The 16,909-nt window shown below is 59.8% G+C and carries 10 protein-coding genes and 4 pseudogenes; 11 read left to right on the top strand and 3 right to left on the bottom strand.

Going from position 1 to position 16,909, the window contains the following annotated elements; translation table 11 throughout:
• The first annotated feature begins 341 nt into the window (after window positions 1-341).
• The 5 genes and pseudogenes from E3T47_RS08605 to E3T47_RS16800 all read left to right on the top strand — a co-directional run.
• Window positions 342-1,424, top strand: a complete 1,083-nt coding sequence (locus E3T47_RS08605) for a glycosyltransferase family 4 protein (RefSeq protein ID WP_134555648.1) — start codon at window positions 342-344, stop codon at window positions 1,422-1,424.
• 72 nt (window positions 1,425-1,496) lie between these two features.
• On the top strand, window positions 1,497-2,705 hold the full coding sequence (locus tag E3T47_RS08600; protein ID WP_338419387.1) for a glycosyltransferase: 1,209 nt from the start codon (window positions 1,497-1,499) through the stop codon (window positions 2,703-2,705).
• Between the two features lie 400 nt (window positions 2,706-3,105).
• Window positions 3,106-3,759: a hypothetical protein gene (locus E3T47_RS16380; RefSeq protein WP_166805671.1), complete on the top strand. Its 654-nt coding sequence runs from the start codon at window positions 3,106-3,108 to the stop codon at window positions 3,757-3,759.
• 98 nt (window positions 3,760-3,857) lie between these two features.
• Window positions 3,858-5,204, top strand: coding sequence for an AAA family ATPase (locus E3T47_RS16375; protein ID WP_166805670.1), 1,347 nt, complete (start codon window positions 3,858-3,860; stop codon window positions 5,202-5,204).
• Window positions 5,205-5,373: 169 nt separating this feature from the next.
• Window positions 5,374-5,919: pseudogene (locus tag E3T47_RS16800) on the top strand (transposase); the annotation flags it as partial.
• Between the two features lie 87 nt (window positions 5,920-6,006).
• Here E3T47_RS16800 and E3T47_RS08585 read toward each other — a convergent pair.
• Window positions 6,007-7,200, bottom strand: a pseudogene (locus E3T47_RS08585) (IS110 family RNA-guided transposase); the annotation flags it as partial.
• A gap of 226 nt (window positions 7,201-7,426) precedes the next feature.
• Here E3T47_RS08585 and E3T47_RS08580 point away from each other — a divergent pair.
• The 6 genes and pseudogenes from E3T47_RS08580 to E3T47_RS16795 form a co-directional block, all read left to right on the top strand.
• Window positions 7,427-7,879, top strand: a pseudogene (locus tag E3T47_RS08580) (IS30 family transposase); the annotation flags it as partial.
• A gap of 1,352 nt (window positions 7,880-9,231) precedes the next feature.
• A complete protein-coding gene (locus E3T47_RS08575; RefSeq protein WP_134555645.1) occupies window positions 9,232-10,590 on the top strand; it encodes a hypothetical protein in 1,359 nt (452 codons plus the stop codon).
• A gap of 263 nt (window positions 10,591-10,853) precedes the next feature.
• Window positions 10,854-11,012 (top strand): hypothetical protein, encoded by a 159-nt coding sequence (locus E3T47_RS15870; RefSeq protein WP_166805668.1) that lies wholly within the window; start codon window positions 10,854-10,856, stop codon window positions 11,010-11,012.
• A 558-nt stretch (window positions 11,013-11,570) separates the two neighbouring features.
• Complete coding sequence (istA, locus tag E3T47_RS08570) at window positions 11,571-13,157, top strand: IS21 family transposase (RefSeq protein ID WP_198416613.1); 1,587 nt, start codon at window positions 11,571-11,573, stop codon at window positions 13,155-13,157.
• Entirely contained in the window at window positions 13,157-13,750 is a 594-nt protein-coding gene (locus E3T47_RS08565) for an ATP-binding protein (protein WP_241982097.1), read from the top strand. The genes istA and E3T47_RS08565 overlap by 1 nt, the downstream gene beginning before the upstream one ends.
• Window positions 13,751-13,972: 222 nt before the next feature.
• A pseudogene (locus tag E3T47_RS16795) lies at window positions 13,973-14,206 on the top strand (transposase); the annotation flags it as partial.
• A 192-nt stretch (window positions 14,207-14,398) separates the two neighbouring features.
• On the opposite strand, the gene E3T47_RS08555 reads toward E3T47_RS16795, so the two are convergent.
• Both E3T47_RS08555 and E3T47_RS16555 read right to left on the bottom strand, forming a co-directional pair.
• Window positions 14,399-15,493 (bottom strand): glycosyltransferase family 4 protein, encoded by a 1,095-nt coding sequence (locus E3T47_RS08555; RefSeq protein WP_198416612.1) that lies wholly within the window; start codon window positions 15,491-15,493, stop codon window positions 14,399-14,401.
• Entirely contained in the window at window positions 15,490-16,380 is an 891-nt protein-coding gene (locus E3T47_RS16555) for a glycosyltransferase family 4 protein (protein ID WP_206751335.1), read from the bottom strand. The genes E3T47_RS08555 and E3T47_RS16555 overlap by 4 nt, the downstream gene beginning before the upstream one ends.
• Window positions 16,381-16,909: the final 529 nt, after the last annotated feature.

Raw genomic sequence — 16,909 nt, 5'->3', positions numbered from 1 at the left:
GAACACCGGAATCGAATCCCTGCCTTCAGTCCGAGCCCAGAACGCGGCACAATAATAAGACAACAGTGGCCTAGTTTTACACCGTCGTATTTGGCCTACTTCTTCACCGTCGCTGACAGGTTCTCCGACAGTCCTAGATCGCAGTGCGTTGTTCTGGGCCGCGGGGAGCGGACACGGGTCAGCCGATCGACTACAGCATGTCGTCATACTGGCTCAACCCACCTGCCTGCCTGCCTGGGTAGTACATCTAGGCGGGGAGTTCGCGTCCGGTCATCCTTAGGTGTTCGGTGATAACGGTGGCATCGCCGAACTGATGATGCCTTCGGGATAGGCTTCCAAACATGACACGAGGAAAAGTACTACTTGGGTGCAACGGGATCGAGGATGCCAATGCTGGAATGGCCGGCACCGTGCTCGAAATCGGAAGAGAACTAAGAGCGCGTGACTGGTCACCCGTTTATGGGTTCGCCCATGCGAACGTGAACGGCCGATTGGAACGTCAGCTGACGTACGTGCGACTGCTCGCCGCTTCGCTTCGAGAACGCCCCGATGCTGCGATCATCTCCTCTGGGGATGGAGCACTCGTCGCGGCATTGCACCCACGCTTGCCCCTTATCGTCCACTCCCACGGCCTCGAACATCAGATGCGAGAAGCGAGCGTGACTCATGGACTCCCGAATGCGTTTGGTCGAGGCCACCGGTATATTCGAGAGCCCGCCGTTGCTTTCAGCTCGCGTCGCGCTGACGCCCTCGTCGTGCAGACTAACGAGCAAGTTCACTACGCGATTGAACACTATGGTGCGCTGCCCGAGCGAGTACTAGTCATTCCCAATGCGGTCGACGATGCGTTCTTTGACATTCCTCGGTGCCAGGCCAAAGCGCCGACCGTGCTTTGGATCGGCAGCTGGGTTCCGCGAAAGGGCATCGCGACCCTGCCCATGATATTTTCGGAACTCCGTCGCCTAATGCCGGACGCTCGATTGCACCTCCTAGGAACAGGAGCAGCTCCCGGAGACGTCTTGAGCCACTTCGCTGCGGCTGATCGCGCCGCCATAACGGTCACCCCGCGAGCTAACAGAGACGAGGTGCGTGACGCACTGAGCGACGCACACGTCGGTTTGTTCACGAGCACCTTCGAAGGTTTTGGGCGCGCAATTATCGAGACTACGGCGGCCGGCGTTCCGCTGGTGTCTACAAGGGTCGGTATTGCACCGGACGTAGTCAATCCCGAAAACGGGGTACTTTTTGAACATGGCGATTACGAGGCTGCGGCCAATGCCTTGGCTGGCTATCTCCAGAATACCGACTCCGCGACGGCGCATGGAAGCGCTGCTCGGGAGGTCTCCCAACGGTTCCGATGGTCAGTAGTGGGAGAGCAGTGGGCCGAGCTGTTGGTGCGTGTGGTCAACAAGCAGAACCTTTGAAATGCTTCAGAGAAATGACGTACCCTGGCCAATGAAGGCAATCTGCGAGCGCATGCGAAAGTCTACAGAAGCGTGTGCAATATCGTGAGGATTACCGTTATCAGTTCGCACTTCCCTCCAGCCCTTGGGGGCGTTGCAGATTACACCCTCGAGTGGTGTCGTGCAATGCAGAATCTCGGGCATGACCTCACAGTCATCACATCCACGCCGAAAGTCGCTTATGAGGGCATAGCGACTGCGCATTTCAATAGACGCTGGGATGTATCCGGAGCCAGTGAGCTGATCGGGCTCGTGAAAGGTTCGCGGCCGGACGCGCTAGTTGTCCAATACGTGCCCCACGCGTACAGCGAAAGGGGCGGCGGGCTTGCCGTCGCACTCTTGCTACGGAGGCTCGCCCGATCGATTTCGGTGCCAATGGTTGTAAATGCTCATGAGGTGTATGGCGCGTGGACTGAGTCCGCCAAACGTATACCTTGGCATCTCAGTCAGCGCTTCGCTGCCGTCATTTTGGCGTCTTCCGCAGAAGCCTTCGTGGTCACGATAAAGCGGCGCCAGGGCGAGTTGAAGCGCTTCCTATGGCCGTGGACTGAACGCGTGAAGCTCATCCAAATTGGCCCAACGGTCCCCGCCCATGCGCCAGACCCAGACTGGCGGCGCCGCCACGGCGTAGCGGACGGCACGTTCCTAATGACATCGTTCGGCTTGGGGCACCCGACACAGGCAGTCACCCAACTATCAGCTGTGCTCGACACTCTTGCTGCGGGTGGTGTGAATGCTCGTCTCTTCATTGCTGGCCGCCTCGATGTCGTGCACCCTTTAGTTACCCATCTCGGATATGTCAGCTCCGAGGACGCTTACCAGCTGTTGGCTGCCGGTGACGTCTTTGTCCTACCGTTGGCGGATGGGGTTTCCAGTCGTCGCAGTTCGGTCATCTCCGCCCTCGCCGTCGGGGCCGCTGTTGCGACGACGGCTGGCAGGGATACGGACCTGGACCTGTTTTGCGGCGGAGGGGTGGCCATGTCTCCGTCGGGAGACCCCGACGCATTTGCTGAGCTCGTCCTCCAGCTGGCCACGAACGCGGAAGCGCGGGCGGGAGTCACCCGACTCGGTAGAGAGCTATTTTCATCAACCTTCGCTTGGCCCGTCGTCGGTAATATGTGGGCCGAATTGCTTGAACAAGCTGCTGAGCAAAATATTCGAAAGCGAAAGGCGCGGAACGTCTGGTTGTTTTCGGCGGCGATCGATCGAAAGAGGGTCAATCCTAAGCGGTTCCGGCCATAACAGATCTCGACGCCTCGGGCGCACCAGAGGCCGGAGTCTGGATTTAGGACATCGACAAAAGCTGTCGACCACATGCTTCCGCATCCCCTCACCGCGCCGTCCAGCTCGACAATTTAAGCCAGAACGAGGTTCACCTAAACCAGGCAACGTTCTGGCGACTGACCGAGGGAAGGGCGCAGCAACCTCGCAAAGGTGGTTGGGGCGCGGATGCCGCTTGCCATGAATATGGGACCACCGTAGGCGGTTTTCTGCAAGGTTCATGGGACCACCTGAATAGCCAGTTATGGGACCACCCGGCGAGTCGTGCCGGTGGGTTCTTCGCGCAGCTGTTTGATCATCGCGTCAGCGTTTCTCGACGTGGAGGAGTCATCGGCTATGGGATTCAGGGAGGTCAGTGTGAATGGGATCAGGGAAGTTCTGCGGGGGGTGGCTGGACGGGGTCGGGCTGCGCGTCGTCGCCGAGCGTGCCGGCGTGGATCGCAAGACCGCGCGGCGCTATGTGCTCGCGGCGCAAGAGGCGGGGTTGGAGCGATCGGACAGTGTCACGGCGCTAACGGACGAGATCGTCGGTGCGGTCATCGCCGCGGTGCGACCAGCCCGGCCCAACGGCCACGGCAGCGCCTGGGAGGCATTACTGGAGCGCGAGGCGCAGATCAAGGTCTGGGTCGCTGGTGATGGCCGTGACCATCTGGCGCTCTCGATCGTGAAGATCGAGGAGCTGCTTGCCCGGTCGGGCTGCATGGTGCCGTATCGGACGTTGCATCGCTTCGCGACAGAACGCTGCGGGTATCGGCGCCGCGACGTCACGGTCCGCGTCAACGCTGGCGAGCCGGGCTCGGAGTTGCAGCTCGACTTCGGTCAGATGGGGTTCATCACCGACGCGGACACGGGGAAACGCCGGCGCGTGCACGCGCTGATTTTCACCGCCGCGTACTCACGTCACATGTTCGTCTGGCTGTCTTACTCGCAGACCCTCGCCGCGGTGATCGCCGGGTACGAAGCAGCGTGGGCCTTCTTTAACGGGTATTTAAGGTCCTCATCCCCGATAATCTGAAACCCGTCGTCACCGCTGCTGACGCGGTCAACCCGAAGTTGTCGTCAGGGCTGCTCGACTACGCCCAGCACGCCGGGTTCGTCACCGACCCTGCCCGCGTGAGGGCACCTAAGGACAAACCCAAGGTCGAGCGGGCGGTGCAATACGTGCGCGGCAATTTCTGGGCCGGAGAGACCTTCGCCACCCTCGAACAAGTCCAGGACGCCGTCACCCGGTGGTGCGCTGATCGGGCGGGGATGCGGATCCATGGCAGCACCCAGGCCCGCCCCGCTGAGTTGTTCGCCCAGGCCGAGGCACAGGTCTTGCTGCCGGTCCCGCCGGTCTATGACGTGCCGGTGTTCAACCGGGTGAAGGTGCATCGTGACCTGCACGTCGAGGTGGGGAAGGCGTTGTATTCGGTGCCGGGCAGCTACCTCGGCCGGGACCTCGACGCCCGCGCCGACCGAGCTCTCGTCAAGCTTTATGACAGCGGCAAGCTGGTGCGGATCCACCCGCGGCAGGAGCCCGGCGGGCGGTCCACCGACCCGGCCGACATCCCCACAGGCAAGGCAGGATATGCGCTCCAAGACCTCGATCTCCTCGTCGTGAAGGCTGCGGGCCACGGCCCAAGCATCGGCGCTTATGCAGCCCAGATCCTCGATGACCCACGGCCGTGGGCGCGCATGCGGGCCGTTTACCGGCTGCTGGGTTTGGTCCGTCGTTACGGCGCCGACCCCGTCGAGACGGCTTGCGCAATGGCCCGCATTGATTGGTGCGTCAGCCAACGCCAACTCGGCGTGATCAGTGGCGAGGTCGGCGCCGGGAAAACGGTCGCCGTTCGGGCCGCCCTCGCGGGCCTCGAACCGTCGCGGCACCAGGTCATCTACATCCCCGATCCGACGATCACGATGCGTGGAATTCATACCCGCATCGTTACCGCGCTCGGTAGAACCCCGGCGTTCTTCTCCGGAGTGCTCGCCTCGCAAACCGCGACGCTCCCCGCGGGGGAACTCGACGAACGCGCCGGCCTACCCGGCGTCGTCATCGACGAAGCGCACCTGCTCACCAACACCGATCTGGAAGCGCTCCGCATGCTCTCCAACAGTGACATGGACACCGGATCGCACTTCGCGATGCTCCTCATCGGCCAACCCACCCTCCGGCGCCGCCTGAAACTCGCGGTGCTCTCGGCGCTGGATCAACGCATCTCCACCCGCTACACAATCACCGGGATGAATGCAGCCGACACGAGCGACTACATCCGGCAACACCTCAAATTCGCGGGCCGGTCAGACCCGCTCTTTTCCGACGACGCGATCCAAGCCATTCACCTCGCCTCCCGCGGTTACCCGCGAGCCGTGAACAACCTCGCGGTCGCCGCTTTGATCGCCACCTACGCTGCCGACAAAGCGATAGTCGACCTGGCGGCCGCCGCACAATCGGCAATCACCGAAAACAGCGAGTAAACCCGCGTCACGAGTGACGACCACCACGTCACCATGACGATGAAAGCCCCGCCGGATTCTCCGGCGGGGCTTTTTCAGATCCGGGCATCGTCACCGAAGATGACGCCGCCACCGTCAAATAACGCGCCGGACAACAAATGGGCTCCGCCTCGACCAAGATGGCCGCATCATGGGTTACAACAAGGATGTGACCACACTTAACAGCCGGCGCACGCGCCTAGCGGCCATCGACCAACAGCTCGATCCGCGCTTCCTGTCGCTGACCGAGAGAGAACGCATACGCGATCTCAAGGCCACGGGGGCATCGATCAGATTCATCGCCGGAGCCCTCCAGCGATCACCATCGACGATCAGCCGGGAACTGCGCCGGAACTGCTCGAACCCGGGCACCTACGAGCCCTACGCTGCACATCGCACCGCTGCCGGCCGGCGGCCCCGCCCCAAAGGCTCGAAGCTGAAGTATCGGAAGCCGCTGCGCGACTTCGTGATGGAGAAACTGCGCCTTCACTGGTCACCGGAGCAGATCTGCCACGCTTTGGTCAAGGAACATCCAACCGATGAGGAGATGCGCGTGTCACCGGAGACGATCTACCAGGCGCTCTACGTGCAGGCTCGAGGTGGGCTGAAGAAGGAGGTGCAGGCGGCGCTGCGCACTGGGCGGGCACGACGTAAATCCCACAACACCGGTCAAGCCCGACGAAACAGGTTCTCACATCCGATGGTCATGATCTCCAACCGCCCTCCCGAGATCGAGAACCGCGCCGTGCCGGGCTTTGGGAATCTCAATGTCATTGTCAGTAGTTGTGAGCGTGAGGGGGACTCGTTCCTGATAAGTGGTGTGGTCGCGGAGCATGACCCAGAGGACGTTGATGCGTCGGCGGGCGAGCGCAAGGAGGGCCTGTTTGTGGCTCTTGCCTTCACGGCGTTTGCGGTGGTAAAAGGTCCGTGACGCGGGGCTGTTCTTCAGTCTCGAGAGCGCCGCGAGATAGCAGGTTCGGAGCAAGCGGCGGTTGAAGCGGCGGGGCCGGTGCAGGTTGCCGCTGATGCGGCCGGAGTCCCTGGGGGCGGGCGCGAGGCCGGCGACAGTGGCGAGCCGGTCTGCGGAATCGAACGCGTCCATGGTGCCCCCGGTCGCGGCGAGGAATGTCGCGCCGAGTAGGGGGCCAAAGCCGGGCATGCTGATGATGATTTCAGCGTCAGCGTGTTGCTGGAACAAGCTGGCGATCTGGGTGTCGAGTTCGGTCAGGGTGTGGTCGATGTTTTGGAGTTGGGCGGCGAGGCGGGCGACCAACATGGCGCCCATCGGTTGGGTCGCGAGGTTAGTGTGTTGGGCCTCGGCGGCATCGACAACTTTGTTGGCGACGTTGGCGCTGTTGCGGCAGCCGCGCGCTTTCAGCCAGGCCTGGAGTCGGGTGCGTCCAAGACGGCGAAGCGCGTCTGGGGTTTGATAGCTGGACAGGAGCACGAGTGCTGCCTTGTTTTTGGAATAGTCGAAAGCCCGCTCCAGTGCTGGGAAGTACTCGAGCATCACAGCGCGCAGGCGATTGATCGTGCGCACCCGATCGCACATCACGTCGTGGCGGTACGAGGTGAGGAGCTGCAGGTCGATGCTGGTGTGATCGCCACCGCGCACGGGTTGAAGGTCGCGGCGCATGCGGGCCTGGTCAGCGATGATGGCCGCATCTTTGGCGTCCGTTTTGCCGTCACCGCGGTAGGTCGCCGAGGCGTGGTGAATGATTCGGCCGGGAATATAGAGCAGCTGTTTGTCGTGCGCGGTGAGGAGGCTGATCAGCAGTGCGGCGCCGCCAGCGTTGAGGTCGGTCGCCCAGGTCACAGGCTCGCCGTCGGCTAGGTCAGCGACCGATGCGATGAGTTCCAGCAGGACGCTCTCGTCGTTCTCGACGCGTTCGGACAGGAGCTTTTTGCCTGCCTCGTCGATGACGACGCAGTGGTGTTCACGTTTGCCAGCGTCGATGCCGGCCCAGATTTTTGGCACAGAGTGTCCCTTCTAATGTGGAGTTATGGTCCCTGCGGATAACTGCGCCGGCACGTCCTTACACAGCGATCGATGTCGCAATTCTCAATCAGCGGTCGAGTCATCACACGGGCGACGGGCGGCTATTCCCAGTAAGCCGTCCAGGCGGCAATGAGACCTCAGCCATACCCATCGCCCGAGGGTTGCCGGAACATTACTCCGCCTCCGACACTCACAACATCGTAAGGAGGGCGATCTCATCACAGGGACATTGAATCAGTCCGCGATCGCGACGTTAGTTGAACGCACCACTCGCTACGTGATGCTCGTCCACCTGCCCGAGAACCACAGCGCCGAAGCCGTCCATGACGGCCTTGTGGCCACGATCAAGACTCTCCCGGCGCACTTGCGGGGGTCGCTGACCTGGGACCAAGGCTCAGAAATGGCCACCCACAAATCCTTCACGACGGCCGCGGATACGCCGGTGTATTGCTGCGACCCCGCCAGTCCCTGGCAGCGCGGCGCGAACGAGAACACCAACGGACTCCTCCGACAGTATTTCCCGAAGAGCACCGACCTCTCGGCCTACGGTCTCGAAGACCCTGAGCACGTTGCCCAAGAACTCAACGCACGGCCGCGCAAAACCCTCGGCTGGGAGACTCGCGCGGAGCGGTTTCGTGATCTACTAATCAATACTTGACCACCCGCATTGTTGCGACGACCACTTGAAACCGCCCGGCACTATGGGCCCTGTTTTGGGTCGGCGTCAACAACCGGCCCCATAATCGTCCGGTTCTCTCACAAACGTCAGGTCGCTCTTGCATTTGCCGTCACGGCCAGTAGCACTGCCGTTCTTTTGATATTTCATCCCAGTTTTCACTTAGAGTCGGTGCCCGTCCTTCGGCTAGGGCCATTCCTCATAGCGGCCGTGGCAGGGTCGGACTTCCGTACCTGGCGCGGCCCCGAGTGGAGTCGCATTTCAACTTCTCGCGCCCAGCTCGCCGCATTCCTGCTGGTGCTCCTAACCAAGTAATTGTTCCAGCCAGACACCCCAATTGTCCACGTTGTCGTTTCGCTCGTCGGGCGGCTGTGCATCGTTACCCCCGCGTTGGGCGGTGGCGTGCTGAGTTCCATATTTTATACGACTGTGGGTCGCGCACTCGGTGACGCGAGCTACGGCATCTATATCTATCAGGTGGGTATTTTCTACACACCCGCCCTTTTTCTCGGTCATCGGCCGGCTGCCTGGCCCGAGTTCGCCCTATTTATGGCCGTCCTCATTGTGTTCTCGACGCTCTCTGCTAAGTACTTTGAGCCGAGAGGGCGCGTAGTGTTTGAGAGGCTGTTCGGGTCGGGTTAGTGGCAGACCGCGCCAGCTTCGACCAAGGTCGGTGATCTGCCTTCGCTAGTGATCCGGTACAAGCAGCGGTCTGTCAGAAAACCAATCATTTGGACCGATTTCCCCGTCGTCGTCATCGCCGTGCCGTGGCTGTCGGCGACGACGTGTGGAGTGCCTGAAAGCCGAGCGTCTCCCTCAACATTTCCCTGGCGGCGCCGGAGACTCGATCAGGTAGATTTTTACGCGGTCGATGTATCGGAAATAGGTATCCGTCATCACGTGGGCATCGGAGTGATGGTCCTTATCGGGGTCGGCAATTTCGTGATTACCCACAAATCATGCCGATGTCGTTATAGTCCCCAGGACCCCACTAAGCTAATTCTTACGGAGGTCCTCGGTCTGCAATCTAGTCACCTTCATGTGACTGCATAACTTTTTCAGCTGCATTCCTGCCTCCGTTTCATGAGGGCGCGAGCAGGAGGGCAGCTGATCGTGAGCGTTACGACAGTCGGGCGCCCTCAGGGAAACACGATTTTCTCGATGAACAGAATGTGTTCGTCCACCGTCATAGTTTTGCAACGTATCCTAGCGTGCAGCACAAATTGGGTTCGAAAGGTTCGTCAGCTCGTCGTGTCCGCACGAACGGAGACTTTGAAACAAGGTATCTCGGTGGGGCCGTCAAGGTGAGATCCAGAGTTAGGAATTTCGCTGCATTGAACGGTATCGAATTGGCTAAAGGTGGGATGGTTTTCGCAGCAGCCGTCGTTCTCGTCGTTCTCAGCCTTCACGTACCGATGCAAGTGGTCCTTGTGGCGATCGGACTGATGGTCGCGTTCATCATCAACCGGCGAGTCGGAGCCCTTATCTTTGCAGTTCTCCTGATCCCCACAATTAGCCTCATCCGACGAATCACTGCCGGTCCCTCTGGTTATACCGAAGCTGACCCGCTCATCTTGCTGCCGCTTCTTCTTGTAGTCGTCGTGGTCGCCATGAGTTGGACTCGCCCCACAGTTCTCGACCACAGTCTGAAGTTCACACATGGCGCTGCGTCCGCTACCATTGCGGGAATTGCAGTGAGCGTCTTACTCACGACATCCTTCGATATGAACGGGCTGTTTTTTGCGGGTTTGATAATCGTGCCGCTCATGCTTGCGATCGTACTGAGCTCGGGACGAATGCCGCCCGTGTGGGAACAAGTAGCAAAGGTGCTTCCGTGGCTAGGCTTCTTTGTTGGCAGCTATGGCATTATTCAATTTTTCTTCGTACCGTCTTGGGACAGAGCATGGATGATCACCAGCAAGCTGACCAGCATCGGTTTACCGTTCCCTATGGAAGTGCGTGTGTTCGGAGCATCAGAGTCCCCCGGTCCCTACGCTCTCTTCCTCGGCCTGGTTGTCACCTTCTGTCTGTCCAACGCGGTAGTGCTGACCGGCGGCGTCAACCGCTTCGGCTGGGTCGCCCTAGCCAGCTATTTGGTGTTCCCGCTCATCCTCTCGGGAGTTCGATCGGCACTGCTCAGCGTCGGAATATGCGCTCTCATTCTCGCACTCGTGCGAGCCACAGGCATCGCACGAGTGCTCATACCCGTTTTTCTCATAGTCGGCTATCAGGCTCTCACGTTGGTAATCAGTCGATTCGGCACGAACTCCACGATCCTGAACGCAGACAGGTACACAGAAGTTTCGGCCGGAGACGACTCGCTGGTGGCCCGTCTAGGTCTTCTGAAGTATCTTGCGAATCCGTTACAGCACCTAGTGGGCAATCCCAACGCGCCCGTAGTAGACAACCTTTTTATTGACACGATGCTCCGGTACGGCCTTCTCGCGGCGGCGGGCTTGTTGGCGCTTCACATCTCAATCGTTGTGATCGCCGTTGGGAACGTTGTTCGCAAGCAGAACGAGGTCGTATCGGTATGTGCCATCTTCATTGGCATCCTGTCTCTCTTCGGGCCTAGCTTCAACGCGCTTTTCGGAATCCTGATCGGAATCGTTTTCGGGACCGTGATGACCGCCCCGAAATTCTTAGTCCGTAAGAGACCAAACAAAAGATCCCTCGCCAGCGTCAACAGATGACCATAATCCAATGGAGCGACGTCCTGACGCGTTGCCCCGAAGCCAAAGGGCCACCAAATAGCGCCGCGTGGCGCAATCGAATCCGAGCTCACGGCCGATGTGATTCACTGTCCTGCCTTTGTTCACGACCAGGTTCAGGACCTCGACTTTGCCACCCGAGTGAAGCCACAATGTGATTTCGACCCAGTGAACATTCCCGCGGGTGAGGTGTCCACCGTCCGGGGCCAGGGGCACACTGCCTTTGCCTCGCCAAGGCGAGGGCCGTGGCACGGGCGGCGACGCTGGACGCGGCACGCGCACGCTTCCCCGAGCGATTCAGCACCAACAAACCGCCGCAGATCCTGTCCATTCCCGAGTCGGCATGGATCAACAAACCAGCCGTCAAACCCATCGAGAATGAAGAGCTCAAACTAGCCGCCTAAACTCCCACTGGCCTCATCCACCTTGATAAATTCCGAGGCGACAAGGACGCTTCTCACAACGCCGCACCTCGAAACGGCGTTCGCGGTTCTCTGGCTCACTCCTGAGCCAGCGCTCTGCTGAGGTCGACGGCCGCCTCGCGTCCGGCCATTTGGAATCTCAATGCTGTTGTCAAGTAGGAATTGGCATCATCGAACTGGTGGGTTCCCGGTATTAAGTGCCGTCGCGGAGCATGGCCCAGAGGTCGTTGTTGCGGCGGCGGGCCAGGTGAGTATTTGATGCTTTGAGAGCCACCCGATAGTGCGGTTCGGCACCATCGATCGCGCCAAAGGGCCCTATCTGCCGAGCGCTTGGGCACCAACTTCGGCGTCGGTAGTCTGGCTCATTAGCCGCAATCTCTTCCCATGGTGCTTACTGTGGCGAGAAGCGCTTGTGGGTAGCGCCAGTCCGGCGACTTGGTTGCACGATTCCGGGAACACGGTAGCGCTGCCGGGCGGTGAACTGCTCTGCTGTGAGAGGGCCACGCATCAGGCGTGGTCCTTTCAATAAGGGGCGGGGTCATGGCGGACTATCGAAAAATATTGGGGTTGTTGCTGGAGGGTCGGAGCTACCGCGAAATCGTCGAGATCGCGAGGTGCTCCCATCGCGACGTGGCCCGGGTCCGGCAGGAGGTCCAGCAGCGGGGTCGCCGCGACCGTCGCGGTCAGCGACGCGGACCTGGCCGAGTGGTTCCCCGACGGGCGCCGGAACGTATCGGAGGAGTACGACCAGCCCGACTTGTCGCGAGTATTGGCGTCGATGAAAGCGAACCGGCACTTCACGTTGCTGTTGCGTGGCGTCATTACGTCGACACGAAAGACGCGGGGAAGAAGTATAGGTATTCGCAGTTCTGCGCCCTGTTCACCGACTACCTCCGCCGCCATGACCTGGTCGCGGTGCAGCGCCATGAGCCAGGTCGGGCGATGCTGATCGACTGGGCCGGCGACACGATGGACGTCGTCGACACGATCACCGGCGAGGTGGTGAAGGCGATTTTGTTCGTCGCGGTGCTGCCGTTTTCGGGTCTGATGTTCTGCCGCGCCTATGCGGATATGAAGGCTCCGGCGTGGCTCGACGCTCACGTTCAGGCGTTTGCGTTCTTCGGCGGCGTGACGCAGATCGTCGTGCCGGATAACCCGACGACGTCCACCCACCAAACTCATAAGGGTGATGCGGAGCGGGTCGTCAACGCGCGGTATCAGCAGCTCGCTGGTCACTATCAGACAGCAATTGTATTGGCTAGAGTGAAAAAACCGCGCGATAAGGCTGCTGCTGAGAATGCGGTGAACGTGGTCAACAAGCCGGTCATCGGCTATCTCGAGGACGACGTCTTCACGACTCTTGGCGAGATGAATGCTGCGATCGAGGAACGGATGCGGAAGATCAACCACGACATCCGCCGCGCCGACGACACCACCCGGTGGGAGCGGTTCGACGCTGAGGAGCGGGAGCTGCTGGCCCCTCTGCCGGATGCTGGGTTCGAGGACGTCGAGTGGAAGGAGCTGAAGGCAGCCCGGAACTACCACGTCACCGCGGACACACAACGGTATTCCGTGCCCTTCGGGCTGGCGGGCAAGCTACTGCGGGTTCGGCTGACATCGTCGCGGGTTACGGTTTTCGACGGGCACGAGAGCATCTGCGAACACCCGCGGCTGACAGGCCACAAAGGCCAGTACTCGACCCTGCCGGACCATGTCCCGCCGCAACACCGCGATATCGACGGGCAGTGGTCCCGGCGCTGGTTCACCGACCGGGCGCGCAGCGTCGGGCCGGCCACCGTCACCGTGATCGAGCAGATCCTCGACAGCCAGGCCATCGAGGCGCAGGGCTACCTGTCCTGCCAGAACATCCTGGACGGCCTCGGCAAGAACAACCGGGAACGGCTGGAGGCGGCCTGCCAAGAGCTCGTGAACCGCAGCGCCCATCCGACCTATTCGACACTGAAACGGTTGATGGCGGCGATCGACAGCGATGCGAAGAAGCCCCGGCCGATGGTCCCGGCGGCCTCCACACGCAAGCATGTCAGCACGGTCGTTTTCCACGACACCATGCCGGATGTTTATGTCCGTGACGCCTCTCACTATGCACGCGACGAGGAGAGCAAGTGATGTTCACCAGCGTTGATTACGACAAGTTCCGAGCCTTGCGCGTGACCCACGTCGCGACCCGTCTGGAGGAACTCATCCAGGACGAAGCCAACGACACCCTCACCCCCGAGCAGCTGTTCCTCACCGCGGTCGACGACGCGTTGGAGTCCCGACGCATCAACAAGGTCGACAAGCTCATTCGTCAGGCTGCGTTCCCGATCCCGGGCGCCACCGTCGCCGAGGTCGACTACCGCGACGGACGCGGCATCACCCAGGTCAGAATGCGCCGCTATGCCGCACACGACTGGCGCTCCGATGCGACGAACCTGCTCATCATTTCACCCACCGGAGGCGGGAAAACCTATCTCGCCTGCGCACTAGCTATCGGCGCCTGCCAGAGCGAGCACTCGGTGCTCTACTACCGGATGGACGACCTCGCCCGAAAGCTCGTTATCGCTCGCGGCGACACCATCGCCCACCAGAAGCTGTTGAACGAGCTCTCGAACGTCGACCTGCTCATCATCGATGACTTCCTCACCGTCGGCATCGACAGCGACGCTGCCACGACCTGTTTGCGATCCTCGCCAACCGGGAACACCGACTCCCAACCATGATCGCCTCGCAGACCGCACCCGCGCACTGGGTCGCCGAGCTGCCCGACCGAGTCGCAGCGGACTCGATTGTGAACCGCCTCGCAAACAACGCCCGAATCATCAAGCTCGGCCAGATCGACATGCGCCAGCACCGCAACGACCAAGCCCGGGCCGCTACCACCTCGCCAGAACTTCGCTACCAAGTGAGTGGACTGGCGCTACCATCGACCGCTACTCGCCATGTTGGAGCGGGTCAACAAGGAGATCAAACGCCGCACCGACGTCGTTGGCGTCTTCCTCAACTCCGCGGCCCTGCTGCGCCTCGCGGGGTCAGTCCTAATCGAGCAGCACGAATAATGGGAAGCCGGCGAGCGTCGCTACTTCTCCGAAGCTTCGATGCTCGAGCTGACCACAATGAACAACCCAACCGAGGTCATCCATGAGGCGGTGATCCTCCCAGAACTCGCTGCCGTCTAAACTAAAATAACTGACCTGAACGGTGTCGAGAAACTCCACCACTCAGCGGGACGTGACCACAACACAAGCTAGCGGTACCGTCAATCACTACTCGCCAAGTCGAATTTCACACGGGGGTGAGCAAGGAGGGATCTACCATGAGAGTGCTGGGGCAAGCCAAAAACATCAAGCCTTTGCCTCGTCTCACTGCAGTTAGCTGATGGCGTCAGCTGCTCGTTTTGCAATCAGTTGGCCATACAAGCTAGCGTGCGCGAGGGCCGCCCGCTCCCAAGAGAACGTTTCTGCATGCCGTCTACATTCGTCTGGAGAGGGGCGCTTTCCTCGAAAGGCCGAGACGATTCGTGCCCCCAAAGCGCCTGGATCATTCGGGCGTACAACCAGCGTGGAATCGAGGCCATTAACTGAATCCGGAAGACCGCCGCAGTCCGTGACAATGGCCGGAGCTCCCGTAGCAAGGGATTCAAGGGCAATCAAACCAAACCCCTCCAGTGCAAGGCTCGGGACCACAGATATGGTCGCGCGTTCATATGCACGGGACAATTCAGAGTCGGACAACCTTCCAGAGAGAGTAATCGACGCACCCAATCCGAGCGACACGACTAGGGCTTTGAGCTCAAGTTCCATGGAACCGGTGCCGACAATTTCGAGTCTTGCTTGCGGGATTTCGGAAACCACAAGTGCCCAAGATCGAATCAAAACATCGATTCCCATTCGCCGCTCAAGTCGACGAACGCAGATCGCCCACGGAAGATTTCCCTTCCGATCAGCTTCAACTTGGGAGAACTGGCTTAGGTCAACACCGGGGGGGATGACGCTAATTGCCGATGAATCGACTGAGTAATCATCGGATAATATCTTGGCGAACCTGTCGCACAGAACTATAAAGTGATCGTCTTGGGCGTACACAAATCGTTCAAAAACCCGTTTACAAGTCACGGCGAAACTGCTTGCACCAGTGGCTTCGCTCTCGCTGGCCCACGGCCCCTGAAAATGGCGCACATAAATGGTGCCCGATTTCTTGCGTGGTCTGGCGCTATACAGTGCAAAATGCGTGTCGACGATATCGGTTGAAACGCCGACGTCTTGCCTCGAGGCAAGGAACCTCGACGCGGTTGATTGGTCGAGAGGCCCCCAGGACCGTCCCCAGGTCGCCGCATCCCCAAATGCCACCGCATTGACCTGGACGTTAGCAACTTCCCCAAGGGACTTCGCTAGGCATTCAAAGTAGCGATTCAAGCCACCAGCACGCGTTGAAAACCACTCAGCCCCGTTCATTGATATCTTCACGCAACTCCGTCCGAAATCTTCGACTCCTCTTGGAGTACCTCAGGAAAGCCGAGAACGCTGCGGAAGATTGTGTCATATTTTTTGACAATCTCACTGTCACTGTACGAAATCGCCGCCGCCTGACCGTTCTCAACCAGGCTTTTCCTAAGCTCTGGACTCTCGAGGAGGTGTCGAAGCGCATTCGCCAATGAGATGGAACTGCCGCGTGTAAAAAGAAGACCGGATTCATCGTTCAAGATCTCGGCTGGCCCGCCGCTATCAGGGGCCACAACCACGAGACCATAACTCAGCCCCTGCACGATCACTTGGCCGAATGGTTCTGGCCGAACGGAAGCATGCACGAGGACGTCATTACTGAGGAGTAGCGGTGCGATTTGGGCCACCTGGCCCACGAATTCAACTGAGAAGGGCAGGAGCTTTGCCCGAGACTTCAATTCAGCTGCGTATTTGTCTGGCCCCAAAATCGCGGAGCCCGCTATGGTCAAGATGAGGTCTCTTTCACCAAAGTTCTCTTTGGCGAGGATTTCAAGAGCGTCCAGCACAAGATGTACACCCTTCCACTTCACGAGCCGGCTAAGAGATAAGAGACGCAAGGGACGCGCATCTGCTCTCTCGACTCTGCCTCGGTGTTCATTCCCCGTGGTACCGGAGAATGTATAGGCAACGGTGGTTAGAAGCCCCTGAAACTTCTCTGGAACTGTCGAGGCAGTCCAGCGGCTATTTGGAACGATTGCCTTCGTTCGACTCAGAACCAACCAATTGAGGATGGCGCGCTTAAGCGGTGAAAGCGACTGCCCGTCGATACCGTCGTGTAGGAGCAGGACGTGTTCTTGGCGCCGCCCCTTCAAGAGAACAACGTAGACTCCGGCACGAAGTGTGTTTGACACAATGAGGGACCGCTTGTGGCGTCGGAGAACTGTTCGCAGAAAATGGAGCTGTTGAATTGCTCCGAGGCTCCTATCAGGAGCGAGAACGACGGTCCTTCGAGGGAATGCGAGCCGTCCGTCGTTTTCCTGAAGGAACGCGAAAGTCGCATTCAATTTCGACACGCCCGCGAAATGCGTGAGAGCAAGCTCCGCACCTCCGGGAAGGGTAGTATGATCCACGATCAGTAGCGAGGCGTCAACGGCATCTACAGTTTCCGGCAGTCGACGTGAAAACGAACTCCGAATCCGATGAATCTTCAATTTGATCAATCTCCAGCTAGCGTCTTTTTTTTTGTAGCAGAATACAACTCGTAACAGTCTCACTTTACTTTGTGTTGAAGAACGCTTTTTTATTGTATAAGGCCGACTAAGTTGGGCTGTCGGGCCGGGAGCCTGGAATGAACTGCTGCTGTGGGAGCCTGGTTCGGGTATTGGCGTTGTGCCCCGGGAATTTGAGTATGCGATTTAGAGCGTGGCAGGCTTGCCTTCA

The organism is Cryobacterium ruanii (assembly GCF_004404055.1).
In the GTDB taxonomy this organism is placed as follows: Bacteria; Actinomycetota; Actinomycetes; order Actinomycetales; family Microbacteriaceae; genus Cryobacterium; species Cryobacterium ruanii.
This window is presented reverse-complemented; position numbering and strand designations above follow the sequence as displayed.